A 24,879-nucleotide genomic window follows, 5' to 3' on the forward strand; every position below is an offset into this window, starting at 1 on the left:
TCTCCTCTCAGGTCTTGCGCGTGACGGCGCCGTCGCGGGCCAGCAGCGTGGCCGCGACGATGTCGTCCGCGAGATCGATGTTGAGCGTGCCTTCCTTCGTGACGATGAGCTTCAGGAAGTCGAGCAGATTGCGCGCGTAGAGCGCGGACGCATCGGCGGCCACCATCGACGCGAGGTTCGTATAGCCGCAGATTTGCACCCCGTGCTGCGTGACCACCTGGTCAGCGACGGTGAGCGGGCAGTTGCCGCCACGTCGTCCCGTGGCCTGATCGGCAACCGGCCCGCGCCCTGCCGCGAGGTCGATGACCACGGAGCCTGGCTTCATCGCCTGCACCGTTTCCGATGGCAGCAAGGTGGGCGCGTCGCGCCCCGGAATCAGCGCCGTCGAAATGACGATGTCGGCCTGACGCGCGCGCTCATGCACGAGCGCCGATTGCCGCGCGAGCCACGATGGCGGCATGGGTCGCGCGTAGCCGCCCACACCCACCGCTGCTTCGCGCTCCTCATCGGTTTCGAATGGCACATCGAGGAATTTCGCGCCGAGCGATTCGATCTGCTCCTTCACCGCCGGACGCACGTCCGACGCCTCGATCACCGCGCCCAGCCGTTTGGCCGTCGCAATCGCCTGCAGGCCCGCCACGCCCGCGCCCAGGATCAGCACGCGCGCGGCCTTCACCGTACCGGCGGCGGTCATCAGCATCGGCATGAAACGCGGATAGAGATTGGCCGCCACCAGCACCGCCTTGTACCCGGCGATATTGGCCTGCGACGACAGCACGTCGAGGCTTTGCGCGCGCGTCGTGCGCGGCGCGGCTTCGAGCGCGAAGGCGGTCAGGCCCGCTTGCGCAAGCTGCTGGGCGTTATCCGCATTGAATGGATCGAGCATGCCGGCCAGCACCGCGCCGCGTTTCATGAACGCGAGTTCGCTGATGCTGGGCGATTGCACCTTGAGCACGAGTTCGGCGCCCAGGGCAGCGGCGGCGTCGGCGATCTGCGCGCCAACGGCCGTATAGGCCTCGTCGGGAAAGCTGGCGCCGGTTCCGGCACCGGACTGGATCGTGACCGTGTGGCCCTGCGCGACGTACTTCTTGACGGTCTCCGGCGTCGCGGCCACGCGGCTTTCGTTCGCCCGGGTCTCCGCGGGCACTCCAATATGCATCGTTGTTTCCTCCTCGGCCTGCTTCTCTTTCTGATCTGGCTCGAGTCCAATGGACTGACCTACGGACTGAGCTGAATAGGGGCCGACGAGGCTCGCCGGCTCTTATTGCAACGTTCGTGGTACGGCTGAAACGGGCAATGCAACGGCAAACGACGCACCACTTTAACCGAAAGGTGCGACGGCTTTGAAGCGGGATTTATCCCTTTTTTTGCGGTGCACACAACACTTCCGGCCGCCCGACCGGACGGTCGATGCGCGATCCGGCCCCGGGCAGCCTTCAGCGCGTGCCGGTAAAATAGCGGCCCATGAACGATGAAACCTGGGCCCCCCACGTCACCGTGGCCGCCGTGATCGAGCGCGACGGGCGTTTTCTGCTCGTCGAGGAACACACGCCCGCGGGCTTGCGCCTGAACCAGCCGGCCGGGCATCTGGAAGCCGGCGAGACGCTTCTTGAAGCCGTCGTGCGCGAGACGCTCGAGGAGAGCGCCTACTCGCTCACGCCCGAAGCGCTGGTCGGCATGTACATGACGCATTACGGCAAGCCGGGCGAATCCGGCACGACGTATCTGCGCTTCACGTACTGCGGCAGTGTGGCGGCGCAAGCCGAAGATCGCGCGCTCGATCCCGATATCATGCGCACGCTGTGGATGAGCGTCGACGAACTGCGCGCCGCGAGCGAGCGCCATCGCACGCCGCTCGTGATGCAGTGCGTCGACGATTACCTCGCGGGCAAGCGCGTGCCGCTCGATTTCGTGCAGACGCACGCGGTCGGCCCCAGGTTAGCGAACCAGACAGGCAGCAAGGGCTAGTCGCCCATACAAGGCAGCACTACAAGGCAGCAGAGATGAGCAAAAAACGAGTGGTGGTAGGCATGTCGGGCGGCGTGGATTCGTCGGTGACCGCATGGCTGCTCAAGGAGCAGGGTTACGACGTCGTCGGCCTCTTCATGAAGAACTGGGAAGACGACGACGACGGCGAGTACTGCTCGACGCGCCAGGACTGGATCGACGTGGTGTCGGTCGCGGACTTGATCGGCATTGACGTCGAAGCCGTGAACTTCGCCGCCGAGTACAAAGACCGCGTGTTCGCGGAGTTCCTGCGCGAGTATTCCGCGGGCCGCACGCCGAACCCCGACGTGCTCTGCAACGCCGAGATCAAGTTCAAGGCCTTCCTCGACCACGCGATGTCGCTGGGCGCGGAAACCATCGCCACGGGCCATTACGCGCGCGTGCGACAGAACCAGGATAACGGTCGTTTCGAACTGCTGAAGGCGCTCGACCACACCAAGGATCAGTCGTACTTCCTGCACCGCCTGAACCAGGCGCAGTTGTCGAAGACGATGTTCCCGCTGGGCGAAATCCCCAAGACAAAGGTGCGCGAGATCGCCGAACAGATCGGCCTGCCGAATGCGAAGAAGAAGGATTCGACCGGCATCTGCTTTATCGGCGAGCGTCCGTTCCGCGACTTCCTGAACCGCTATCTGCCGACCAAACCCGGCCCGATGATGACGCCCGACGGCAAGACCGTCGGCGAGCATATTGGCCTCGCGTTCTACACGTTCGGACAGCGCAAGGGCATTGGCCTGGGCGGCAGCAAGGACGGCAGCGGCGATCCGTGGTTCGTCGCGGGCAAGAACATCGAAACCAACACGCTCTACGTCGTGCAGGGCCACGATCATCCGTGGCTGCTCGCGCACGATCTGCGCGCGGGCAACGTCAGCTGGGTCGCGGGCGAGCCGCCCGCCGAGGGCCACCAGTGCGGCGCGAAGACGCGTTATCGCCAGGCCGACGCGCCCTGCTCGTTCGCCAGCGCCGCCGAGTTCGGCGAAGGCCAGTTCTCGCTGCATTTCCCGGACGCGCAATGGGCCGTCACGCCGGGCCAGTCGGCCGTGCTCTATGACGGCGAAGTGTGCCTGGGCGGCGGCATCATCGAAGCCGTCACGACGCTCGAACCGCACGTGCCCGCAGTCCTGCCGCCGGTCGCGCCGAAGAAGAAGCGCTCGCCGCGCAAGAAGTCGCCGCAGTTTGCTGCTGCAAAACCGGCCGCAAAGCCGGCCGCAAGCGAAGCGTAAGCTCGCAAGCCACACCGCGCGGCGCGCCCTGCGCCGCGCGGGTTTCACCCGGGTTTCACGCTGTCCCGATCGAACCTTTCGATCTCCTCGACGTTTTCTTCCACGTGTTTGCGCGGCGTCGGCTCCGGCCCCGCGAAAACCTGCCCGCTTCCCGGCCAGTTTCACAAACTTGCGGCATCATTCGGGCACGTCAGCGCCGTACCCCGGCGCGGCGGGTTCGCGCGGCCCTGACCGGATTTCGCGCGGCAAATCAAGAGATCGAGGAGTCCCCCATGTTTTCCCGACGTTACCTCGCCATGTGGTGCGCGGTGCTGCTACTCGCGGCCTGCGTTCTTGCAGCGGCGTTCCATCATCTGTCGTGGTACTGCGCCATCGTGCCCGCGCTGTTTGTCGCGCTCGGCATCTACGACATGACCCAGTTGCGCCACGCCATCCTGCGCAATTACCCGCTCTGGGGCCACCTGCGTTTCCTGTTCGAGTTCGTGCGGCCTGAAATCCGCCAGTACTTCGTCGAAGACGACACCGACGAAAAGCCCTTCTCGCTCGTGCAGCGCAGCGTGGTGTACCAGCGCTCGAAGAACGTCGTCGACAGCCGCCCCTACGGCACCGAGCTCGACGTGAAGGCGATCGGCCACGAATGGATCAGCCATTCGCTCGCGCCCACCAAACTGAACGGCAGCGACTTCCGCGTGCTCGTGGGCGCGAGTCGCGCGCAGCCGTATTCGATGTCGATTTTCAACATCTCGGCGATGAGCTTCGGCGCGCTGTCGGCCAACGCGATTCGCGCGCTCAACCTGGGCGCAAAGAAAGGCGGCTTCGCCCACGACACCGGCGAAGGTTCGATGTCGAAGTACCACCGCGAACACGGCGGCGACATCATCTGGGAAATCGCCTCGGGCTACTTCGGCTGCCGCAATGACGACGGCACCTTCAGCGCCGACAAGTTCCAGCGTCTCGCCAACGAGCCGCAGGTGAAGATGATCGAAGTGAAGCTCTCGCAGGGCGCGAAGCCGGGCCACGGCGGCATGTTGCTCGCCGCCAAGGTGACGCCGGAAATCGCGGAAACGCGCGGCATTCCGATGGGCCAGGACTGCGTGTCGCCTGCGCGCCATTCGGAGTTTTCGACGCCGCGCGGCCTGCTCGAATTCGTCGAGCGCCTGCGCAAGCTGTCGGGCGGCAAGCCCACGGGCTTCAAGCTCTGTATCGGCCATCCGTGGGAGTTCTTCGGCATCGCCAAGGCCATGCTCGAAACCGGCATCCTGCCCGACTTCATCGTCGTGGACGGCGCGGAAGGCGGCACGGGCGCGGCGCCCATCGAGTTCACCGATCACATCGGCACGCCGTTGCAGGAAGGCCTGCTGCTCGTGCACAACACGCTCGTGGGCATCGGTCTGCGCGACAAGGTCAAGATTGGCGCGAGCGGCAAGATCATCACGGCGTTCGATATCGCCAAGACGCTCGCGATTGGCGCGGACTGGGTCAACTCGGCGCGCGGCTTCATGTTCGCGGTGGGCTGCATCCAGGCGCAGAAGTGCCATTCGGATCGCTGCCCGACGGGCGTCGCGACGCAAGACCCGGTGCGCCAGCGTGCGCTCGACGTGCCCGACAAGGGCGAGCGCGTCTACAACTTCCATCGCAACACGCTGCACGCGCTGCAGGAAATCATTCAGGCCGCTGGCCTGGACAGCCCCGCCGATCTGCGCGCGCATCACATCGTGCGACGCGTTTCTTCATACGAAGTGAAGCTGATGTCGGAGCTGCTCAAGTACCTGAAGCCGGGCGACCTGCTCGAAGCGCGCTATCGGTATCAGTTGTTCGAAAAGTGGTGGCCCGTGGCGCGCAGCGATTCGTTCGCGCCCGAAGTGGAGAAAATCGTCTGACGTTTGAATGATGGTTGCGCGCGCAACTTGATTGAACTTGAATTGCGCGCGCATTTTTATCGTCATCGTTCAAATATCGACGACGAAAAAAAAGCGCGCATTACTGCGCGCTTTTTTCTTGCCTGCACGGTTTCAGGCGTTAAGCCTGCGGCACCGTATCCGCGAACGACGCGCGCTGCATGAGTTTCTCGAAGTGCTTCGCGAGATTCGGATGCGGCTCGCGCCAATCGAGTTCCGGCTGGCGAAAGTCGAGATAACCCAGCGCGCAACCCACTGCGATATCGGCGAGCGTGTAGCGGTTGCCCGCGCACCACGCATTGCCCGCGAGGCCTTTGGCCATCGCTTTCAGGCCTTCGTGAATCTTGCGGTTTTGCCGCTCGATCCATGCCTGGCATTGCTGTTCGGGCGTGCGCTGCGTGCCTTCCGCGCGGATCAGCACGGCGGCGTCGAGCATGCCGTCGGCGAGCGCTTCCCAGCACCGCACTTCCACGCGCTCGCGCCCGCCTTGCGGGATCAGCTTGCCGACTGGCGACAGCATGTCCACGTATTCGCAGATCACGCGCGAGTCGAACACGGCCTCGCCGTCCTCCATCACGAGACACGGCACCTTGCCGAGCGGGTTGAAATCGTGGATCGCGGTTTCGGCGGCCCACACGTTTTCAAGCACCAGCTTGTAGTCGATTTTCTTTTCGGCGAGCATGATCCGCGCCTTGCGGACATACGGGCTGCCGAGCGAACCGATAAGTTTCATCGCACCTGCCTTTTCTGGAATTCGGCGGCAGTATACGTGGTAATCGACAAATTCTGACGGGTTGCTCACTTTATGCCGTGAATTCGGCCGCGCGCTTTGTCGGCTCGATGCAACAACGGAGCGCGTCGGGGCGGGCGTTGCGCCGCGCGCATCGGCATGAAATTGACGCATTCCGGACGCATACCCGGCGCATCGCCGGGATGTTGAAGGGGCGCGCCGCGGCGGGCAGCGCACAGAGCCAGGCGCTACAATCGCACGATGGACACGACCCTCACGGAAAGCGCTTCGGCCGCTGTGCGCGCGGCCGCCGATGCGCCGCGCGGCCCCGATGGCGGCGCAGCACTTTATCGCGCGCGCCGCGAACGCGTGCTAGCCGCGCTGCGAGCGCAAGGCGGCGGCGTGGCGCTGGTGCCTACGGCGCCCGAAGTCATGCGCAATCGCGACGCCGACTACCCGTATCGGCACGACAGCTATTTTTACTACCTCACGGGCTTCACCGAGCCGGAAGCCGTGCTTGTGCTCGATGCGAACGCCGGCGAAAACCAGCCAGCATCGATCCTGTTTTGCCGCGCGAAAAATGTCGAGCGCGAAACGTGGGAGGGCTTTCGTTTCGGCCCCGATGGCGCGCGCGAAGCGTTCGGTTTCGACGCCGCGTTTGCCATCGACGAGATCGATGCGCAGGTTCCGCGTCTGATCGCCAATCGCCCTGCGCTGCACTATGCACTCGCGGCCTCGGAGCGATTCGATGCCCAGGTGCGCGGCTGGATCGACGCGGTGCGCGCGCAAGGACGCAGTGGCGTGAGCGCGCCGGCTGCGGCCTATGATCTGCTGCCGCTGCTCGACGATATGCGCCTCGTGAAGGACGCACATGAACTCGATACGATGCGCCGCGCCGCGAAGATTTCGGCGCTTGCACATGTGCGCGCGATGCAGACGTGCCGCACCGGCATGCGCGAGTACGAGATCGAAGCGGAACTGCTTTACACCTTCCGCAAGCATGGCGCCCAGGCGCCCGCCTATGGATCGATCGTCGCGGCGGGCGCGAACGCCTGCGTGCTGCACTATCCCGCGGGCAATGCCGTCGCGCGCGAGGGCGACCTCATCCTGATCGACGCCGCGTGCGAATTGAACGGTTACGCATCGGACATCACGCGCACGTTTCCCGCGAGCGGACGCTTCACGAGCGCACAGCGCGAGGTCTACGACATCGTGCTCGCCGCGCAGCAGGCAGCGGTGGACGCGACGCGCGCGGGCGTGAATTTCGAAGCGCCGCACGAGGCCGCCGTGCGCGTGCTGGCGCAGGGGCTGCTCGACCTGGGCATTCTCGATCGACAGCGCTATGCAAGCGTGGACGATGTGATCGCCGAGCGCGCCTACGCGCGCTTCTACATGCACCGTACGGGACATTGGCTCGGCATGGATGTGCACGACGTGGGCGACTATCGGGAGCGCGGCACACAAGGCGTGCAAGGCGCACAGGACACACAGGGCAATGCCGCGCCGCCGTGGCGCACGCTGCGCGCGGGCATGACGCTCACGATCGAGCCAGGCCTCTATATCCGCGCCGCCGAGGACGTGCCCGAGCGCTACTGGGATATCGGCATCCGTATCGAGGACGACGCCATCGTCACCGAAACCGGGTGCGAGCTCATCACGCGCGGCGTGCCCGTGAACGCCGACGAAATCGAATCGCTGATGCAGGACGCGCAGCGCCAGGGTGCTTGAGCGCTCATCGACATCGCAATAAAACGAATCAAAACCGAATCAGCGACATGAATGCAGTCAATCCCGCCAGCGAGCACGCCACTCCCGCCCCTTTCGACCATGACGTCATCATCGTTGGCGCCGGGCCGGTCGGGCTTGCGCTCGCGGGCTGGCTCGCGCAGCGCAGCGCGACGTCGTCGCTGTCGGTCGCGCTGATCGATGCGCGCGAACCCGAGGACAGCGCCGGCGACCCGCGCGCCATCGCCGTATCGCAGGGCAGCCGCACGCTGCTGCAAGCGCTCGCCTGGCCACAGGACGCGACGTCGATTGAACGCATCCATGTTTCGCAGCGCGGCCACTTCGGCCGCACGCTGATCGATCGCCACGATTACGAACTGCCCGCGCTCGGTTATGTGGCGCGTTATGGCGCGATCGTGCAGTCGCTGGCGCAGGCCGTGCGCGGCACGAACGTGCACTGGCTGCATCACACGCACGCACAGGAACCCGTGGTCGAGCACGACGGCGTGACGCTGCAAGTGGAGAGCGCGGGCGTCGCCCGCACGCTGCGCGCGCGCATCCTCGTGAACGCGGAAGGCGGCCTGTATCGCGTGCAGACGCCGAAAGCCGATGTGGCGCCGCAAGACGCCGTGCAGCCGCAAGACGAAGCCGATCGCAACGCGCCTCAAGCCTCGCCTCAAGCCGCCCCTCAAAGCGCGCAAAAGCGCACGCGCGATTACGGGCAAACAGCGCTGGTCGGCGTGGTGAGCGTGTCCGCGCCGCAAGCGCATGTCGCGTGGGAGCGATTCACCGACGAAGGCCCCATCGCCCTGCTGCCGATGGGCGGTGCGCGCGACGCCGATTTCGCGCTGGTGTGGTGCTCGGCGCCCGTCGAGGCCGCACGCCGCGCCGCGCTCTCCGATGCCGACTTCCTCGCCGAACTCGGCAACGCTTTTGGCGCGCGCATGGGCCGCTTCACGCAGATCCGCGGCCGCGCGGCATTCCCGCTCGGCTTGAATGCGCTCGATACGCTGGTGTCGGGCCACGGCCGCATCGCGGCGGTCGGCAATGCGGCGCAGACGCTGCATCCGGTCGCGGGCCAGGGGCTGAATCTGGGCTTGCGCGACGCGCACGCGCTCGCCGACGCCCTCGCGCAACACGGCGCAACGCCGCTTGCGCTTGCCGAATTCGCGGGCCGCCGCGCGGTCGACCGGCGCATGACGATCGGCGCGACGGACACGCTCGCGCGCCTCTTTACGGTCGATTTCCCCGCACTCGCCACGCTGCGCGGGCTGGCGCTGACGGCGCTCGAATTCGTGCCGCCGCTAAAAACCGCGCTGGCCAGGCAGATGATGTTTGGGCAGCGGAGTTGAACAGGGTCGCATCAAATTTTGCTCGCCCAGCGCGAGCGCCCCGAACAACACCAGGGTCTGCAATCCAAGCCCTCGTATCGCGTTAACGCTAAAATACGCGTTTCCCCAATTCAAGCCGCAGACGCGCCAACGCCTTCGACCTTCGTCGGAGCCTGCCGGGCGCGCTGCCGCTTTTGTCGCGCATCATGTTCACAATCGGCCGCCACACCCTGCGCAATAACCTGTTCGTCGCCCCCATGGCGGGCGTCACGGACAGGCCGTTCCGCCAGCTGTGCAAGCGTCTCGGCGCGGGCTACGCCGTATCGGAAATGGTTGCCTCCAACGCGCAGCTCTGGAAAAGCGAAAAGACCATGCGCCGCGCCAATCACGCGGGCGAGGTCGAGCCGATTTCGGTGCAGATTGCAGGCGCCGACCCCGAAATGATGGCCGAAGCGGCGCGATATAACGTCGCAAACGGCGCGCAGATCATCGACATCAACATGGGCTGCCCGGCCAAGAAGGTCTGCAACGTGGCCGCCGGTTCCGCCCTGCTGCAAAACGAGCCGCTCGTCGCGCGCATCGTCGGCGCCGTGGTGAATGCCGTTGGTGTGGGGCCAGATGCCGTGCCCGTCACGCTGAAAATCCGCACCGGCTGGGATCGCGACCACAAGAACGCGCTCACCATCGCGCGCATCGCCGAAGAAAGCGGCATTTCGATGCTGACCGTGCATGGCCGCACGCGCGCCGATCTCTATCACGGCGACGCCGAATACGAAACGATCGCCGCCGTGAAGGCCGCCGCGCGCATCCCGGTGGTCGCCAACGGCGACATCACCCGGCCGCAGAAGGCCAGACACGTGCTCGAAGTGACGGGCGCGGACGCCATCATGATTGGCCGCGCGGCGCAGGGGCGCCCGTGGCTGTTCCGCGAAATCGAGCATTTTCTCGCCACCGGCGAGCTGTTGCCGTCGCCGCGCGTGGACGAAATCCAGATGATCATGAACGAACATCTGGAGGATCACTACGCGTTTTATGGCGAGTTTACGGGCGTGCGTACTGCGCGCAAGCATATCGGCTGGTACACTCGCGGCCTTTGCGGCGCCAACGCGTTCCGGCATCGCATGAACACGCTGGACACCACACGCGAACAACTCGCCGCCGTCAATCAGTTCTTCGACGAGCAGAAGGCCGTTTCCGAGCGCCTCGTCTACGAAGACGATGAAAACGGCGCACAAGGCGAGCGCGAACCTACCGATCGACTGGCAGCATGAGCAAGCACAATATCGAACAATCCGTCCGCGATAGCCTGGGAGTCTATTTCCAGGACCTCGACGGCAGCAATCCGCACGACGTCTATGAAATGGTGATGGCGTGCGTCGAAAAACCGATGCTCGAGGTGGTGCTCGAGCAGGCCGGCGGCAATCAGTCGCTGGCCGCCGAGTACCTCGGCATCAACCGCAATACGCTGCGCAAGAAGCTCCAGCAGCACGGCCTGCTGTAACGGCCGTCGCGGCCCGCCGCACATCTGGACTTCCAGCGCTCCCTCCTCGATCTCCCGGCAACTCTCCCCCATCATGATCAAGCAAGCGCTCATCTCCGTTTCCGACAAGTCAGGCATCGTCGACTTCGCGAAATCGCTGTCGGACCTCGGCGTCAAGATCCTCTCGACCGGCGGCACCGCGAAACTGCTCGCGGACGCGGGCCTTCCCGTCACCGAAGTGGCCGACTACACCGGCTTCCCGGAAATGCTCGATGGGCGCGTGAAGACGCTGCACCCGAAGGTTCACGGCGGCATCCTCGCCCGCCGCGACCTGCCGGAACACATGGCAGCGCTCGAAAAGCACGACATTCCGACGATCGACCTGCTGGTCGTGAACCTCTACCCGTTCGTGCAGACGATCTCGAAGGAAGAGTGCTCGCTGGAAGACGCGATCGAGAACATCGACATCGGCGGCCCGACGATGCTGCGCTCGGCGGCCAAGAACCATCGTGACGTGACGGTCGTGGTCGACCCGACCGACTACGCGCTGGTGCTCGAAGAGATGCGCGCGAACGGCAACAACGTGGGCTACGCGACGAACTTCCGCCTCGCGACCAAGGTGTTCGCGCACACGGCGCAGTACGACGGCGCGATCACGAACTACCTGACGAGCCTGACCGAAGCGCTGGAGCACAAGTCGCGCAATGCTTTCCCGGCCACGCTGAACCTCGCGTTCGACAAGGTGCAAGACCTGCGTTACGGCGAGAACCCGCACCAGAGCGCTGCGTTCTACCGCGACCTGGCGTCGCCGGCTGGCGCGCTCGCGAACTACAAGCAGATCCAGGGCAAGGAACTCTCGTACAACAACATCGCTGACTCCGATGCAGCGTGGGAATGCGTCAAGACCTTCGACGTGCCCGCGTGCGTGATCGTCAAGCATGCGAACCCGTGCGGCGTGGCCGTGGGCGCCGACGCGCTCGAAGCGTATTCGAAGGCGTTCCAGACCGACCCGACCTCGGCGTTCGGCGGCATCATCGCGTTCAACCGCGAAGTCGACGAAGCCGCGGCACAAGCCGTGTCGAAGCAGTTCGTCGAAGTGCTGATCGCTCCGTCGTTCTCGGACGCCGCCAAGGCCGTGTTCGCCGCGAAGCAGAACGTGCGTCTGCTCGAAATCGCGCTGGGCGAAGGCCACAACGCGTTCGACCTGAAGCGCGTGGGCGGCGGCCTGCTGGTGCAATCGCTCGACTCGAAGAACGTGCAGCCGCACGAACTGCGCGTCGTGACCAAGCGTCACCCGACGCCGAAGGAAATGGACGACCTGCTGTTCGCATGGCGCGTCGCGAAGTTCGTAAAGTCCAACGCCATTGTGTTCTGCGCGAACGGCATGACGATGGGCGTGGGCGCGGGCCAGATGAGCCGCGTGGACTCGGCGCGCATCGCCAGCATCAAGGCTGAAAACGCAGGCCTCAAGCTCGCGGGTTCGGCAGTGGCGTCGGATGCGTTCTTCCCGTTCCGCGACGGCCTCGACGTCGTGGTCAACGCGGGTGCGACCTGCGTGATCCAGCCGGGCGGCTCGATGCGCGACGACGAAGTGATCGCCGCCGCCGACGAGCACAACATCGCCATGGTCATGACCGGCATTCGCCACTTCCGTCACTGACCTGCACGCTGTCATTTCATAAAAAGCCCGCTGGACGTAGGTTCAGCGGGCTTTTTCTTTGTGCTCCGATCGCGCACGTTCGTTGTACCATCGCAGGCACACTCGTTTTTCCCCGTATTTCATGAGAATTCTCGGCATCGACCCCGGCTTGCGCGTGACCGGCTTCGGCGTGATCGAGCGTCACGGCCATCAGCTCACGTATGTCGCAAGCGGCGTCATCCGTACCGCCGACGCCGACCTGCCCACGCGTCTGGGCACCATCTTCGAGGGCATCTCCACGCTCGTCCGCCAGCACGCGCCCGATCAGGCCGCGATCGAAAAAGTCTTCGTCAACGTCAATCCGCAGTCGACGCTGCTGCTCGGCCAGGCGCGCGGCGCGGCGATTTGCGGGCTGGTTTCGGGCGGCGTGCCGGTCGCCGAATACACCGCGCTGCAACTGAAGCAGGCCGTGGTGGGCTACGGACGCGCGACCAAGGAGCAGATGCAGCAGATGGTCGTGCGGCTTCTGTGCCTCACGGGCATGCCCAGCACCGACGCCGCCGACGCGCTCGGCATGGCGATCTGCCACGCGCACAGCGGCGATACGCTCGCCACGCTCGGCGGTCTCGCGCCTGCGCTCGCGAAGAAAGGCGTGCGCGTGCGGCGCGGCCGTCTGATCGGCTAGTGGCTGATGGGCTGATGGGCTGATGGGCTGATCGGCCGATAGGCTCATTGGCCGTTCGGCTGCCTTGCGGCGCAGCACGCTGCGCTACACTCTCCGCTTTCTCATTTCGTTGAACCTGCCATGATCGGTCGCATTGCCGGCGTATTGCTGGAAAAGAACCCGCCGCACCTGCTCATCGACTGCAACGGCGTCGGCTACGAAGTCGATGTGCCGATGAGCACGTTCTACAACCTGCCCGGCTGCGGCGAGCGCGTTGTGCTGCTCACGCAGATGATCGTGCGCGAAGACGCGCATCTGCTGTTCGGCTTCGCCACCATCGAAGAACGCGCGACGTTTCGCGAGTTGCTCAAGATCACCGGCATCGGCGCGCGCATGGCGCTGGCGATTCTCTCGGGCATGAGCGTGAGCGACCTCTCGCAGGCCATCACGCTGCAGGATTCGGCGCGCCTCACGCGCGTGCCGGGCATCGGCAAGAAGACGGCCGAGCGCCTGCTGCTCGAACTCAAGGGCAAGCTTGGCGCCGATCTGGGCGCGATGGCCGCCGCCGCGTCGCCGTCGGATCACGCGAACGACATTCTCAACGCACTGCTCGCGCTCGGTTATTCGGAAAAGGAAGGCCTCGCCGCGATCAAGAACGTGCCGGCCGGCACGGGCGTCTCCGATGGCATCAAGGCCGCGCTGAAGGTGCTGTCCAAAGCCTGATTTCGCGCCAGTTCTGGCGCAGGCGGCAGGGCGCGAACGACACGCGCCCGGTCGCTCCTGCCCGGATTGGCTGTTAGTTGCACCGTGCTTCCAGCGCCTTATGCAAGGCCAGAAACCCGGCGTACCGCACGCCAGGCGCGCGGTACAATCGCTGGATGATCGAAACCGACAAACTCGCCGCGAATCGCGCATCGGGCGCCGAACGCGTGATTGCGCCCACACCCGCCTCGTCCGGTGAAGAAGCGTTCGAGCGCGCGCTGCGGCCGCGCCAGCTCGACGAATATGTCGGCCAGGAAAAGGTGCGCGGACAGCTCGAAATCTTCATCGAGGCCGCCAAGCGCCGCTCGGAACCGCTCGACCACGTGCTGCTGTTCGGGCCGCCGGGCCTGGGCAAGACCACGCTCGCGCACATCATCGCGCGCGAAATGGGGGTCAGCCTGCGTCAGACCTCGGGCCCCGTGCTCGAACGCGCGGGCGACCTCGCCGCGCTGCTCACCAATCTCGAAGCCAACGACGTGCTGTTCATCGACGAAATCCACCGGCTCTCGCCGGTCGTCGAGGAAATCCTGTACCCGGCGCTCGAGGACTATCAGATCGACATCATGATCGGCGAAGGGCCGGCTGCGCGCAGTGTGAAGCTCGACCTGCAGCCGTTCACGCTGGTCGGCGCGACCACGCGCGCGGGCATGTTGACGAACCCGCTGCGCGACCGCTTCGGCATCGTGTCGCGGCTGGAGTTCTACAACGCGGGCGAGCTCTCGCGCATCGTGCAGCGCTCCGCTGCGCTGCTGGGCGCACAGATCGACCCGCAGGGCGCGCTCGAAATCGCCCGCCGTTCGCGCGGCACGCCGCGTATCGCCAACCGCCTGCTGCGCCGCGTGCGCGATTACGCCGAGGTCAAAGCCGACGGCAACATCACCGCCACGGTCGCCGATGCGGCGCTGCGCATGCTCGACGTCGACCCGGTCGGCTTCGACCTGATGGATCGCAAGCTGCTCGAAGCGATCCTGTACAAGTTCGACGGCGGCCCGGTGGGCGTGGACAACCTCGCCGCTGCAATCGGCGAGGAGCGCGACACCATCGAAGACGTGCTGGAGCCGTACCTGATCCAGCAAGGCTTCCTGCAACGCACGCCGCGCGGCCGCGTGGCCACGCAGATGACCTATCGCCACTTCGGCCTCACCGTCCCCGACGACGCCTCCAAAGGCGGCGACTGGGATCCGAACGAGGCGTAGTCCGCCCACGCCCCAAAGCGCCAGGCTAGTCCACCATGTCCGATCACGCAGGCCGCCGCCACGATGCTCCCGAACCGCAAGGTTTCGCCGGCCAGCTCGCGCAGCGCCTGCGCATGACGCTCGCCGAGAGCATCACGCATCTCACCACGGGCAGCGGCCCGAAGCTCGATTACTCGAATCCGCCCGGCGACCCCGGCTTGTTCGGCCCCGACGCGATCTGCTGGAAAGTGCACGCCGACTTCGCGGGCATGATGGCGGGCGGCATCAGCGCGCTCCTGCTCCAGGCGCTGCATCCACTCGCGCTTGCGGGGGTGTGGGATCACTCCACTTTCCGCACCGACATTCTGGGACGCCTGCGCCGCACCGCCACCTTCATCGCGGGCACCACCTACGGCAGCCGCGCCGATGCGCTCCAACTCATCGAGCGCGTGAAAACGATCCACCTGAGCGTGACGGGCACTGCACCCGATGGCCGCCCCTATCGCGCGAGCGATCCGACGTTGCTGACGTGGGTTCACGTCGCCGAGGTGTCGAGCTTTCTGGCCGCCTACCTGCGCTACGTGAATCCGGCTCTATCGGGTGCGTTGCAGGATCAGTACTACGCCGAAGTCGCGCAGATCGCCGAGCTGCTCGGCGCGATCGATGTGCCGCGCTCGCGCGCCGACATCACCGCCTATCTAAAGGCGATGCAGCCCGAACTGGTCGCGAGCGAGCGCACGCGAGAAGTCGTGCGCGTGTTGATGGAAGCCCCCGCGCCGCGACCGGCCATGCGTCCTGCGGGCGCGTTGATGCGGCAGGCGGGCATCGACCTGCTGCCGCCGTTTGCGCAGGCGATGCTCGGCTTCGACCGCTTCGCGCTCGCGCGCCGCACGGTGGTCATGCCGGGCATGCGCGCGGTCGCGCCGGTGCTGCGCTGGGCGCTCGTGAACGGCGTGTCGAAACGCGCGCGCCGCCGCGCCGCAATGCCGCCCGCTTCCTGAGCGCCTGAACTGCTATACGCTGCTATACAACGAAAAACGGCCAGCCGCTCGCGCGCACTGGCCGTTTTAATTTGCCGCATCGGCAGTCGTTACATCTTCACCACGTCGAGCAGCGTCTTCTTGCCTGCCTTGTAGTTGTAGAGCGAGATCACGCCGTGCTTGAGATCGCCCTTCGAATCGAACACGGTTTCGCCGATCACACCCTTGTAGTCGGTGCCCGGGATTTCCGCGAGGATCTTCGCGTGGTCGGTCGAGTTCGCGCGCTTCATCGCATCGACAACGATGTACACGGCGTCATAGGTGAACGGCGCATCGAATTCAATCGGATGGCCAAAGCGCTTCTGGTATTTCGCCGAGAACGCCGCGCCGCCGTCCATGCGCTCCAGCGCCATGCCGGCCTGCGAGCAGACGATGTTGTCCGAAGCCGCGCCCGCGAGCTGCGCGAGGCTTTCCGTGCAGACGCCGTCGCCCGACAGCACCTTCGCGCGCAGGCCAAGCTGCTTGGCCTGCTTGGCGAACGGGCCGCCCGTGGCGTCCATGCCGCCGTACATGATCGCGTCCGGATTCTCGCCCTTGATCTTGGTGAGAATTGCGCGGAAATCGACGGCCTTGTCGTTGGTCGCGTCGTGCGAGACGACCTTCAGGCCGAGCGACTTTGCGGTCTTCTCGAACTCGTTTGCAAGGCCTTGACCGTAGGCCGTCGAATCGTCGACCACGGCGACGGTCTTCACGTTCAGGCTTTTCGCCGCGTAGTTCGCAAGCGCCGGGCCTTGCTGCGCATCCGTCGCGACGACGCGGAAGGTCGTCTTGAAGTTCTGCTGCGTGTACGACGGATTCGTCGACGACGGCGAGATCTGCACGATGCCCGCATCGCTATAGATCTTCGAAGCCGGGATCGACGCGCCCGAGTTCAAATGGCCGATCACGGCCACGACCTTGTCGTCGACGAGCTTCTGCGCGACCTGGGTCGCCTGGCGCGGGTCGGCGGCATCGTCCTGGGCATCGAGCGCGAGCGTGATCTTCTGGCCGCCGATCGTGAGGCCCTTCGCGTTGATCTCTTCGACGGCAAGGCGCGCGCCGTTTTCGTTGTCCTTGCCGAGGTGGGCCGAGCCGCCCGTGAGCGGGCCGACGTGGCCGATCTTGACGACCTGGTCAGCGGACGCATTGGCGCACATCGCGCCGAACGCCAGCACGGCGGCGCTCACCGGCAACAGCTTGTGAAGCTTGAACGTCATTGAAAATCTCCTGCGTTTTTTCTGGAGCCCATTCTGGGCACTACGTTTTCGGATGCAACCCAGGCTTCGCCGTACCGCAAGCGCGTGGTGCGCGCGCGTCCCTCTTCAACGCACGGCCGGCACACGCAGACGTCGAGAGTCGCTGCGAGGCCCCACCGGCGCGGCAAAGCGCAAAGGTCGGAAGAATGGTAGCAGGCGCCCCTGCTTTACGGTTGGCTGTCGTTGCGCAGGCAACGTTCGAGGAGAACAGCAAAAGAGAAGCTTGACGCGCGCGCCGGTTCCGGTTGTGAACGCAGCGCGCGGGAAAGGAAGAGATGCGCGGAGATTTACAGAGGGCTGCGGCGCTTCACGCCGTCGTCGTCGCTTGGGCCCGGCAGATGCGAGACGTCGCCCCACGAGACGACGCGCGCCTTCATATGCTCACCGTCACGCTCGACATCGACCACGTTCACGCTCGTGTTGAGCAGCGGCCACGCACGCGGCGCTTCGAGTTCGATGCCGTTCGCGAAGCGATAGATGCAGTCGAGCACACCGCCGTGCGCGACGCACGCGATGCGGCCTTCAGGATGCTTCGCGAGGATCGGCTCCAGCGCATGCAGCACGCGATGATAGAGCTCGCGCTGCGATTCGCCATCGGGAGGCGCAAAACCCGGATCGCGCGTTTGCCAGTGCGCGTACTCATCGGGAAAACGTTCGGCGATCTGGTCGCTGTCGTGCCCCTGGAACGCGCCGTAGTTACGCTCGCGCAGGCCCTCGGTCAATTGAACCGTGAGGCCGAGCGCCTGCGCGATGGGTTGCGCCGTCTGTTGCGCGCGCATCAGATCGCTCGACCAGATTGCATCGAGTCGAGCGCCTTCATGTACCGCCCGCCCAAGGCTCGCACCGAGCAACGCAGCCTGATCGACGCCGCTCGTCGCGAGCGGAATGTCGATGTGTCCCTGGATGCGCTTGATGCGGTTCCAGTCGGTTTCGCCGTGGCGGATAAAGAGAATCTGCGTCGTCATGATTGGGCCTGGGGCGGCACTTGCAGCCAGAACGTCACCGGCCCGTCGTTGACGAGCGACACCTGCATGTCAGCGCCGAATTCGCCGGTTTCGACCGTCGGATGCTTCGCGCGCGCGGCAGCGACGAAGTAGTCGAACAGACGCCGCCCTTCGTCGGGCGGCGCAGCAGGCGTGAAGCTCGGGCGCAGGCCGCTGTTGGTGTCCGCGGCCAGCGTGAACTGCGACACCAGCAGCAGGCCCCCGGGCGTGCCGTTGCCGTCGATGTTCTGCACCGGCAGGTTCATCTTGCCAGCGGCGTCGCTGAACACGCGATAGCCGAGCAGCTTCGCCAGCAGCTTGTCCGCGTTCGCTTCGGTGTCGCCACGCTCCGCGCAGACGAGCGCGAGCAGCCCCGGGCCGATCGCACCTGTCACACGCTCAGCGTTGCCGTCCTTCACGCGCACATCGGCGCGCAGCACGCGCTGGATCAGCGCGATCATGCGGTGAGCGTGACGCGCGCGAAGCGACGCTTGCCGACCTGCACGATGAACTCGCCCGCTTCGATCTTGAGGCCCTTGTCGGACACGGTTGCGCCGTCGATCTTCACGCCGCCCTGCTCGATGTTGCGCAGCGCTTCGCTGGTCGACGGCACGAGGCCTGCCTGCTTGAGCAACTGGCCGATCGCGAGCGGCGCGCCTGCGAGCGTGACCGCCGGGATATCGTCCGGCACGCCGCCCTTGGCGCGGTGGTTGAAGTCTTCGAGCGCGCGTTCGGCGTCGATCTGCGAGTGAAAGCGCGCGACGATTTCCTGCGCCAGCAGCACCTTGAAATCGCGCGGATTGCGGCCCGCTTCGATCTCACGCTTGAAGCCTTCGATCTCGTCCAGCGGACGGAACGACAGCAGCGTGAAATAACGCCACATCAGCGTGTCCGAAATCGACATCAGCTTGCCGAACATGTCGTTGGGCTTTTCGCTGATACCGACGTAGTTGTTCTTCGACTTCGACATCTTTTCGACGCCGTCGAGGCCTTCGAGCAGCGGCATCGTCAAGATGCACTGCTGTTCCTGGCCGTACTGCTTCTGCAGTTCGCGGCCGACGAGCAGGTTGAACTTCTGGTCGGTGCCGCCGAGTTCCAGATCCGAGTTGAGCGCGACCGAGTCGTAGCCCTGCATCAGCGGATAGAGGAATTCGTGGATCGAGATGGGCACGCCGCCCTGGAAGCGCTTGGTGAAGTCCTCACGCTCCAGAATGCGCGCGACCGTGTAGCGCGACGCGAGCTTGATCATGCCGTCGGCGCCGAGCGGCATCGACCATTCGCTGTTGTAGCGGATCTCGGTCTTTTCGCGGTCGAGCACGAGCGCGGCCTGCTCGAAATAGGTCTTGGCGTTCGATTCGATCTGCTCGCGCGTGAGCGGCGGACGCGTGGCGTTACGGCCCGACGGATCGCCGATCAGCGAGGTGAAGTCGCCGATCAGGAAGATCACGTTGTGGCCGAGATCCTGCAGCTGGCGCATCTTGTTGAGCACGACCGTGTGCCCGATGTGGATGTCGGGCGCGGTCGGATCGAGGCCGAGCTTGATACGCAGCGGCTTGCCGGTGGCGGCGCTGCGTGCGAGCTTTTGCTGGAATTCTTCTTCGATCAGCAGTTCGTCGACGCCGCGCTTTGTGACGGCGAGCGCGTGACGGACTTCGTCGGTGACCGGAAAGGCGTCTTTTGCGCCGCTGCTGTTGGGAGTGGAGTCGGTGCTCATGCTTCGATCGGTTCGATGTCGTTAAGTCTGGGTCTAGACCGGGATTTTACGTGATTCGACACGCAGGGCCGAGCTTTGGGCGAATCGGGGCGCTGGGCGGTCTCATGCACGCACGACCGGCTCCACGTGCGGCAGCGCCTTCGAGCGTACCTGCCAGAGATCGTAGGCGGCCTGCAGCGCAAGCCAGAGATCGGCGCGGCCGCCGTTTTCCACGCCGAGCCACTGTTCGAGCCGCAGCGCCATTTCCGGCGAAATACCGGCCCGGCCATTGAGCACACGCGAGAGCGCCACGCGCGTGACGCCCAGTTGGGCCGCGGCTTCGGTCACCGTCAGGCCGAGTTCGGGGAGCACGTCTTCGCGCAGCGTTTCGCCGGGATGCGGTGGATTGTGCATCCGGATCGCGTCCCTGGGTTCCTTCGAGTCCTTCATCGCTCGCGCTTCCTTTCAGTGGTAGTCGTGGTAATCGACGCGCAGTGCATGCCCGCGCTCGAACAGGAACGTCAATCGCCAGTAGGCGCTCACGCTCACCGCGTGGTGGCCGGCCAGACCGCCCTCCAGCGCATGGCAACGCCAGCCTGCGACGTTCATGTCCTCGGGTGTCTGCGCCTCGTCGAGCCGTGCGAGTTGCCGCCGCAGACGCGGGACGTGATCGGGCCGAACGCCCGCCTCGTTGCCTGTGAGGAAGAAATCCCGCAGGCCTTTATGCTTCCACGACTTGATCATGGTTCCCCGGACAGTGCGAATCGAAAAAAATCGCGGTGCGCTCGGGGTTGTGTAGCGTATAGCCTCACTATACGAATAGACGCTATCAAGGTCAATCTGCGACACCCCGTCAATTGACCCTGCTCAAGCTCCGTATCGCTCCCCAGCCCGCGATTCCCGCCCATCAGCGTCCCATCTCCCCCGAGGCGCCACAACTAGCCTTTCGGCTTACGCCGAATAGCCATTGCCCCGATAATCACCGTCGGAATCCCTTCCTCGCATTCATGAAAGGAGCACAACGTGGCGGCACGCGACGCGCAAAAAGATGAGAACGCCCACCCGGCAGACGGCGTGTATTTCGGCCTGATGTCCGGCACCAGCATGGACGGCGTGGACGGCATCGCCGTGCGTTTCGAGCATGGCCAGCGGCCCGTCGTGCTGGTCGAAGCCTTTGTGGGCTTCGCGCAGGGCTTGCGCGAGGCGCTCTTCTCGCTCCAGCAGCCCGGCGAAAACGAGATCGAGCGCGCCTCGCTCGCGGGCAACGCCCTCGCCGCACGCTATGCGGTCTGCTGCCATGAACTGCTGCGCGCGGGCAATCTGCGCGCCGACGAGGTGCGCGCGATCGGTGCGCACGGCCAGACCATCCGTCATCGGCCCGAGAAGGGCTTCACGGTGCAGATCCAGAATCCCGCGCTGCTCGCCGAGCTTGCGCACATCGACGTGATCGCCGATTTTCGCAGCCGCGATGTCGCCTCGGGCGGCCAGGGCGCGCCGCTCGTGCCGGCGTTTCACGCGACGGTGTTCGGCTCGCAGGAAGAGACGCGCGTCGTCTGCAATCTCGGCGGCATCAGCAATATCACGGTGTTGAGCGCAACCGGCGCGGTGCGCGGCTTCGACTGCGGCCCGGCCAACGCCCTGCTCGATCTCTGGGCCGAGCGCCATCTGGGCAAGCCCTACGACGAGAATGGCCAGTTCGCCGCGAGCGGCAACCTGCATCAGCCGTTGCTGAACGTGCTGCTCGACGAGCCGTATTTCGAGCAGCAGCCGCCCAAGAGCACGGGGCGCGATCTGTTCAACGCGCAATGGCTCGACGACAAGCTCAAGGGTTTCGAATCGCTCACACCCGCCGATGTGCAGGCAACGCTCGTCGCGCTCACGGCCGTCAGCGTCGCGCGCGAAATCGAGCGACACGCGGGCGACTGCCGCGCGGTTTATGTGTGTGGCGGGGGCGCGCGCAATCCAATGCTCATGGAAGCGTTGCAGAAGGCGCTGGAAACGGGTGGCGTGGCAGGCGTGCCAGTCATGACGACCGAGGCGCTGGGCGTGCCGCCGCAGCAGGTGGAGCCGCTCGCCTTTGCCTGGCTGGCGATGCGCTGCGCTGCGCGCGAGCCGGGCAATCTGCCGGGCGTCACGGGCGCGGCGGGCGAACGGGTGCTCGGCGCGATCTATCCGCGCTAAGCGCTTCAGCAACGCCAATAAAAAAACGGGGCCGAAGCCCCGTTTTTCGTTACTGCTTGCCGGTTCGAGCCGTTGCGCTCAGACCGAGAACGACGAGCCGCAACCGCAGGTGGTCGAGGCATTCGGGTTCTTGATGACGAACTGCGCGCCATTGAGATCGTCCTTGTAGTCGATCTCTGCGCCGACGAGGTACTGATAGCTCATCGAGTCGATCAGCAGATCGACGCCGTTCTTGGTCATCACAGTGTCGTCTTCGTTGACGGTCTCGTCGAACGTGAATCCGTACTGGAAGCCCGAGCAGCCGCCGCCTTGCACGAACACGCGCAGCTTCAGCTCCGGGTTGCCTTCCTCGTCGATCAGTTGCTTGACCTTGTCAGCCGCTGCGTCGGTAAAAACGAAGGGACCGGGCATTTCAGTCACGGGGGTCTCGGTGACAGCGTTCATTCGAACTCTCCAAAAAAGCTTCTAGCCGCTATTGTAGGGCTGTTCCTGAGATCGTGCTTAAGCCCAGGAAATCAAGGGTTTCTCGCCACTTGTTTGACTCACATCCAGGCCTCACCTCTCAACTATGAGGCAAACAAGTGGCGCGATGTTCATGCTTCTCATAAACGAAAAAACCGCCCGGCGCATTCCTGCGCGAGGCGGTTCTTGCAGCGGCCATGCGCCTCCGCGAGGAGCGCACGGCCACAAAGCGACAATCCGGGGATTAACGCTTCGAGAACTGCTTGCGGCGACGTGCCTTGTGGAAACCAACCTTCTTACGTTCCACTTCACGTGCGTCACGCGTAACGTAGCCAGCCTTCGACAGTTCCGGCTTCAGCGTTGCGTCGTAGTCCATCAGCGCGCGCGTGATGCCGTGGCGAACTGCGCCGGCCTGGCCGGTTTCGCCGCCGCCCGTCACGTTCACCTTGATGTCGAACGTCGCGCCGTGGTTCGTGAGTTCCAGCGGTTGACGCACGATCATCAGCGACGTTTCGCGCGAGAAGTAGTCAGCGATAGGCTTGCCGTTGACGATGATGTCGCCCTTGCCAGCCTTGATGAAGACACGTGCGACTGCGCTCTTGCGGCGGCCCGTACCGTAGTTCCAGTTACCGATCATATGGGCTCCCCTTAGATCTCGAGCGCCTGCGGCTGTTGAGCCGAGTGCGGATGCGTTGCGTCTGCGTAGACCTTGAGCTTCTTGATCATCGCGTAGCCCAGCGGGCCCTTCGGCAGCATGCCCTTCACGGCCTTCTCGAGCGCGCGGCCCGGGAAGCGTTCTTGCATCTTGCCAAACGTCGTTTCGTAGATACCGCCCGGGTAGCCCGAGTGACGGTAGTACTTCTTGTCGGTCGTCTTGTTGCCCGTGACCTTCAGCTTGCCGGCGTTGATGATGATGATGAAATCACCAGTGTCGACGTGCGGGGTGAACTCAGGCTTGTGCTTGCCGCGAAGACGGCGTGCCACTTCGCTGGCGACACGGCCGAGAACCTTATCCGTCGCGTCAATCACGTACCATTCGCGCTGCACTTCATGTGCCTTGGCGGAAAAAGTCTTCATGATCGATCCAAAAAATAACTTGTGCCCTGATTCGGTCCTGCTTGTGTGATGACGCTCGTTGGCGCCGGCGCAGGCTCTCCCTGGTCTGAGCCTCCCGCAGCAATCTGCGTGAGAACCCAGCTTCCCCGCGGGCATGATGCGGGAAACCTAAGATTATAAAAGGAAAATTGAAGCGCCGTCAAAATTTCTGCGGCCAGGTCGCGCGCGCGTGCAAAAAGCCACAAAACACGCGGACGAAAAAAAGCCCAAGCGCGTTTGCTCGGGCTTAATCCACTCTTTGGAGGAGGGTGGAGGAGACATGCTGAGGTGTCGTGAAGCACGACAACCAATGGGGATCACTATACAGATCGGCCTTGTGCGACGCAAGGAAATTTGCATTGTGAAAGTACATCCCATAATATGAAATTATAAAATTCTGTGGATGCGCGTGGGTTTTCATTAAAAATCAGTGTGTTAAACAAGCATTGCCGCGAACACCATCTCCAGGACTCGAACGAAACCCCTAATTGCAGGAGGGAAATCCCCTTGCGAGCGCGCTATCGCGTCGCAACATTCAAGCTGGGTGCATGATCGGCATGCGCCATGTCCCCCCGGACATACCAGTAGGACGCGGGCTACAATGCCAGCTGAATCGAGATAATTTGCGCAGGGGCAAACGCATGGAAGTCAAAGTAAGCTGGATGGGTCAGGACGGAATGGCTTTCGCCGCCGAAACGGGCAGCGGCCATCTGGTCAACATGGACGGCGCCCCGGAAGGCGGCGGTCACAACCTCGCGCCGCGCCCGATGGAAATGGTGCTGCTGGGCACCGGCGGCTGCACGGCGTATGACGTCGTGCTGATCCTGAAGAAGAGCCGCCAGGAGGTGAGCGGCTGCAACGTGACGCTCAAGGCCGAGCGTGCGAGCGAAGATCCCAAGGTCTTCACCAAGATCCACTTCCACTTCACCGTGACGGGCAAGAACCTGAACCCGGCCACGGTCGAGCGCGCGATCAACCTGTCGCACGACAAGTACTGCTCGGCGTCGATCATGATTGGCAAGACCGCCGAAATCACGCATTCGTTCGAGATCGTCGCAGCTTAAGCGCAGCGGCAACACTCAGCGGAAAAAGAAAAAGCCGGCGCGGTTCGTTAAGAACCGCGCCGGCTTTTTCCATGAATAAGGCTGCAAAGCAGGCCGATAAGCCGGATTCTGTGCACACGCCGCGTCCGAAGACGCGCCGCGCGTGGCAGCCATTCCTCTAGGCGCGCCATTGCTGACGCGCTCAAGCTTCCTACCCGCAGACGGAATGGGGGCCCCATCCTGCATCCCGAAGATGCGCGCCTGCCTACTTGGAATTGCTCCGGGTGGAGGTTACCGTGCCGTCTACGTCACCGCAGACGCGGTGCGCTCTTACCGCACCGTTTCACCCTTACCTGATCCCGACCGAAATCGGGCCATCGGCGGTCTGTTCTCTGTTGCCCTGTTCCGCGTGTCGCCACGGATGGCCGTTAGCCATCACCCTGCCCTGTGGAGTCCGGACTTTCCTCGCCCCCTCGACCGAAATCTCGGGGCCGCGACTGCCTGGCCTGCTTT

Annotated in this window: 25 protein-coding genes and 1 other RNA gene; 14 read left to right on the forward strand and 12 right to left on the reverse strand. The window is 64.5% G+C overall.

Annotation, left to right across the window (positions count from 1 at the left end):
* Positions 1-7 precede the first annotated feature (7 nt).
* Positions 8-1,159, reverse strand: coding sequence for a Re/Si-specific NAD(P)(+) transhydrogenase subunit alpha (locus BBA01S_RS13105; protein ID WP_027816847.1), 1,152 nt, complete (start codon positions 1,157-1,159; stop codon positions 8-10).
* 305 nt (positions 1,160-1,464) lie between these two features.
* On the opposite strand from BBA01S_RS13105, the gene BBA01S_RS13110 reads away from it, so the two are divergent.
* The 3 genes from BBA01S_RS13110 (at position 1,465) to BBA01S_RS13120 (ending at position 5,110) form a co-directional block, all read left to right on the forward strand.
* Entirely contained in the window at positions 1,465-1,968 is a 504-nt protein-coding gene (locus BBA01S_RS13110) for an NUDIX hydrolase (protein ID WP_027816848.1), read from the forward strand.
* 35 nt (positions 1,969-2,003) lie between these two features.
* Positions 2,004-3,230 (forward strand): tRNA 2-thiouridine(34) synthase MnmA, encoded by a 1,227-nt coding sequence (gene mnmA / locus BBA01S_RS41090; RefSeq protein WP_042296945.1) that lies wholly within the window; start codon positions 2,004-2,006, stop codon positions 3,228-3,230.
* Between the two features lie 272 nt (positions 3,231-3,502).
* Positions 3,503-5,110: an FMN-binding glutamate synthase family protein gene (locus tag BBA01S_RS13120; RefSeq protein ID WP_027816849.1), complete on the forward strand. Its 1,608-nt coding sequence runs from the start codon at positions 3,503-3,505 to the stop codon at positions 5,108-5,110.
* A gap of 139 nt (positions 5,111-5,249) precedes the next feature.
* Here BBA01S_RS13120 and BBA01S_RS13125 read toward each other — a convergent pair whose 3' ends face one another.
* Complete coding sequence (locus BBA01S_RS13125) at positions 5,250-5,861, reverse strand: glutathione S-transferase (RefSeq protein WP_027816850.1); 612 nt, start codon at positions 5,859-5,861, stop codon at positions 5,250-5,252.
* Between the two features lie 258 nt (positions 5,862-6,119).
* Here BBA01S_RS13125 and BBA01S_RS13130 point away from each other — a divergent pair, with 258 nt between their 5' ends.
* From BBA01S_RS13130 to BBA01S_RS13170, 9 genes are all read left to right on the forward strand, one after another.
* The gene (locus BBA01S_RS13130) at positions 6,120-7,586 is read left to right on the forward strand and encodes an aminopeptidase P N-terminal domain-containing protein (protein WP_027816851.1); all 1,467 of its coding nucleotides are present in this window, start codon (positions 6,120-6,122) and stop codon (positions 7,584-7,586) included.
* Positions 7,587-7,633: 47 nt separating this feature from the next.
* The gene (locus tag BBA01S_RS13135) at positions 7,634-8,935 is read left to right on the forward strand and encodes a UbiH/UbiF/VisC/COQ6 family ubiquinone biosynthesis hydroxylase (protein WP_027816852.1); all 1,302 of its coding nucleotides are present in this window, start codon (positions 7,634-7,636) and stop codon (positions 8,933-8,935) included.
* A gap of 185 nt (positions 8,936-9,120) precedes the next feature.
* Positions 9,121-10,185 (forward strand): tRNA dihydrouridine synthase DusB, encoded by a 1,065-nt coding sequence (gene dusB, locus BBA01S_RS13140; protein ID WP_027816853.1) that lies wholly within the window; start codon positions 9,121-9,123, stop codon positions 10,183-10,185.
* Positions 10,182-10,415 carry a Fis family transcriptional regulator gene (locus BBA01S_RS13145; protein WP_027816854.1) on the forward strand — a complete coding sequence of 78 codons (234 nt, stop codon included), beginning with the start codon at positions 10,182-10,184 and terminating at the stop codon, positions 10,413-10,415. Before dusB ends, BBA01S_RS13145 begins: the two co-directional genes overlap by 4 nt.
* Positions 10,416-10,488: 73 nt before the next feature.
* Positions 10,489-12,054 carry a bifunctional phosphoribosylaminoimidazolecarboxamide formyltransferase/IMP cyclohydrolase gene (gene purH, locus BBA01S_RS13150; protein WP_027816855.1) on the forward strand — a complete coding sequence of 522 codons (1,566 nt, stop codon included), beginning with the start codon at positions 10,489-10,491 and terminating at the stop codon, positions 12,052-12,054.
* Positions 12,055-12,175: 121 nt separating this feature from the next.
* The gene (gene ruvC / locus BBA01S_RS13155) at positions 12,176-12,718 is read left to right on the forward strand and encodes a crossover junction endodeoxyribonuclease RuvC (RefSeq protein ID WP_027816856.1); all 543 of its coding nucleotides are present in this window, start codon (positions 12,176-12,178) and stop codon (positions 12,716-12,718) included.
* Positions 12,719-12,838: 120 nt separating this feature from the next.
* Positions 12,839-13,420, forward strand: a complete 582-nt coding sequence (ruvA, locus tag BBA01S_RS13160; protein ID WP_027816857.1) for a Holliday junction branch migration protein RuvA — start codon at positions 12,839-12,841, stop codon at positions 13,418-13,420.
* 155 nt (positions 13,421-13,575) lie between these two features.
* Positions 13,576-14,655, forward strand: coding sequence for a Holliday junction branch migration DNA helicase RuvB (gene ruvB / locus BBA01S_RS13165; RefSeq protein WP_027816858.1), 1,080 nt, complete (start codon positions 13,576-13,578; stop codon positions 14,653-14,655).
* Positions 14,656-14,690: 35 nt separating this feature from the next.
* Entirely contained in the window at positions 14,691-15,635 is a 945-nt protein-coding gene (locus tag BBA01S_RS13170) for an oxygenase MpaB family protein (protein ID WP_027816859.1), read from the forward strand.
* A gap of 89 nt (positions 15,636-15,724) precedes the next feature.
* Here BBA01S_RS13170 and BBA01S_RS13175 read toward each other — a convergent pair whose 3' ends face one another.
* The 6 genes from BBA01S_RS13175 to BBA01S_RS13200 form a co-directional block, all read right to left on the reverse strand.
* Positions 15,725-16,870 carry a branched-chain amino acid ABC transporter substrate-binding protein gene (locus BBA01S_RS13175; protein WP_027816860.1) on the reverse strand — a complete coding sequence of 382 codons (1,146 nt, stop codon included), beginning with the start codon at positions 16,868-16,870 and terminating at the stop codon, positions 15,725-15,727.
* 326 nt (positions 16,871-17,196) lie between these two features.
* Positions 17,197-17,874, reverse strand: a complete 678-nt coding sequence (locus BBA01S_RS13180; RefSeq protein ID WP_042296947.1) for a histidine phosphatase family protein — start codon at positions 17,872-17,874, stop codon at positions 17,197-17,199.
* On the reverse strand, positions 17,871-18,353 hold the full coding sequence (gene dtd / locus BBA01S_RS13185) for a D-aminoacyl-tRNA deacylase (RefSeq protein ID WP_027816862.1): 483 nt from the start codon (positions 18,351-18,353) through the stop codon (positions 17,871-17,873). Before dtd ends, BBA01S_RS13180 begins: the two co-directional genes overlap by 4 nt.
* Positions 18,350-19,606 carry a tyrosine--tRNA ligase gene (gene tyrS, locus BBA01S_RS13190; RefSeq protein WP_027816863.1) on the reverse strand — a complete coding sequence of 419 codons (1,257 nt, stop codon included), beginning with the start codon at positions 19,604-19,606 and terminating at the stop codon, positions 18,350-18,352. The genes dtd and tyrS overlap by 4 nt, the downstream gene beginning before the upstream one ends.
* A 102-nt stretch (positions 19,607-19,708) precedes the next feature.
* Positions 19,709-20,035 carry a HigA family addiction module antitoxin gene (locus BBA01S_RS13195; protein WP_027816864.1) on the reverse strand — a complete coding sequence of 109 codons (327 nt, stop codon included), beginning with the start codon at positions 20,033-20,035 and terminating at the stop codon, positions 19,709-19,711.
* Positions 20,036-20,050: 15 nt separating this feature from the next.
* Complete coding sequence (locus BBA01S_RS13200; protein ID WP_027816865.1) at positions 20,051-20,329, reverse strand: type II toxin-antitoxin system RelE/ParE family toxin; 279 nt, start codon at positions 20,327-20,329, stop codon at positions 20,051-20,053.
* Between the two features lie 279 nt (positions 20,330-20,608).
* On the opposite strand from BBA01S_RS13200, the gene BBA01S_RS13205 reads away from it, so the two are divergent.
* The gene (locus tag BBA01S_RS13205; protein ID WP_084162106.1) at positions 20,609-21,766 is read left to right on the forward strand and encodes an anhydro-N-acetylmuramic acid kinase; all 1,158 of its coding nucleotides are present in this window, start codon (positions 20,609-20,611) and stop codon (positions 21,764-21,766) included.
* A 78-nt stretch (positions 21,767-21,844) separates the two neighbouring features.
* Here BBA01S_RS13205 and erpA read toward each other — a convergent pair whose 3' ends face one another.
* The 3 genes from erpA to rplM all read right to left on the reverse strand — a co-directional run bounded on the left by erpA (position 21,845) and on the right by rplM (position 23,305).
* Positions 21,845-22,210: an iron-sulfur cluster insertion protein ErpA gene (erpA, locus tag BBA01S_RS13210; protein ID WP_027816867.1), complete on the reverse strand. Its 366-nt coding sequence runs from the start codon at positions 22,208-22,210 to the stop codon at positions 21,845-21,847.
* 262 nt (positions 22,211-22,472) lie between these two features.
* On the reverse strand, positions 22,473-22,865 hold the full coding sequence (gene rpsI / locus BBA01S_RS13215) for a 30S ribosomal protein S9 (protein ID WP_027816868.1): 393 nt from the start codon (positions 22,863-22,865) through the stop codon (positions 22,473-22,475).
* Positions 22,866-22,876: 11 nt separating this feature from the next.
* Complete coding sequence (gene rplM, locus BBA01S_RS13220) at positions 22,877-23,305, reverse strand: 50S ribosomal protein L13 (RefSeq protein WP_027816869.1); 429 nt, start codon at positions 23,303-23,305, stop codon at positions 22,877-22,879.
* A gap of 659 nt (positions 23,306-23,964) precedes the next feature.
* Between rplM and BBA01S_RS13225 the strand changes: the two genes are divergently transcribed.
* Positions 23,965-24,387 carry an OsmC family protein gene (locus tag BBA01S_RS13225; protein WP_027816870.1) on the forward strand — a complete coding sequence of 141 codons (423 nt, stop codon included), beginning with the start codon at positions 23,965-23,967 and terminating at the stop codon, positions 24,385-24,387.
* A gap of 81 nt (positions 24,388-24,468) precedes the next feature.
* On the opposite strand, the gene rnpB is transcribed toward BBA01S_RS13225, so the two are convergent.
* An RNA gene (rnpB, locus tag BBA01S_RS45145) (RNase P RNA component class A) lies at positions 24,469-24,879 on the reverse strand.

This window comes from Paraburkholderia bannensis NBRC 103871, assembly GCF_000685015.1.
Lineage (GTDB): Bacteria > Pseudomonadota > Gammaproteobacteria > Burkholderiales > Burkholderiaceae > Paraburkholderia > Paraburkholderia bannensis.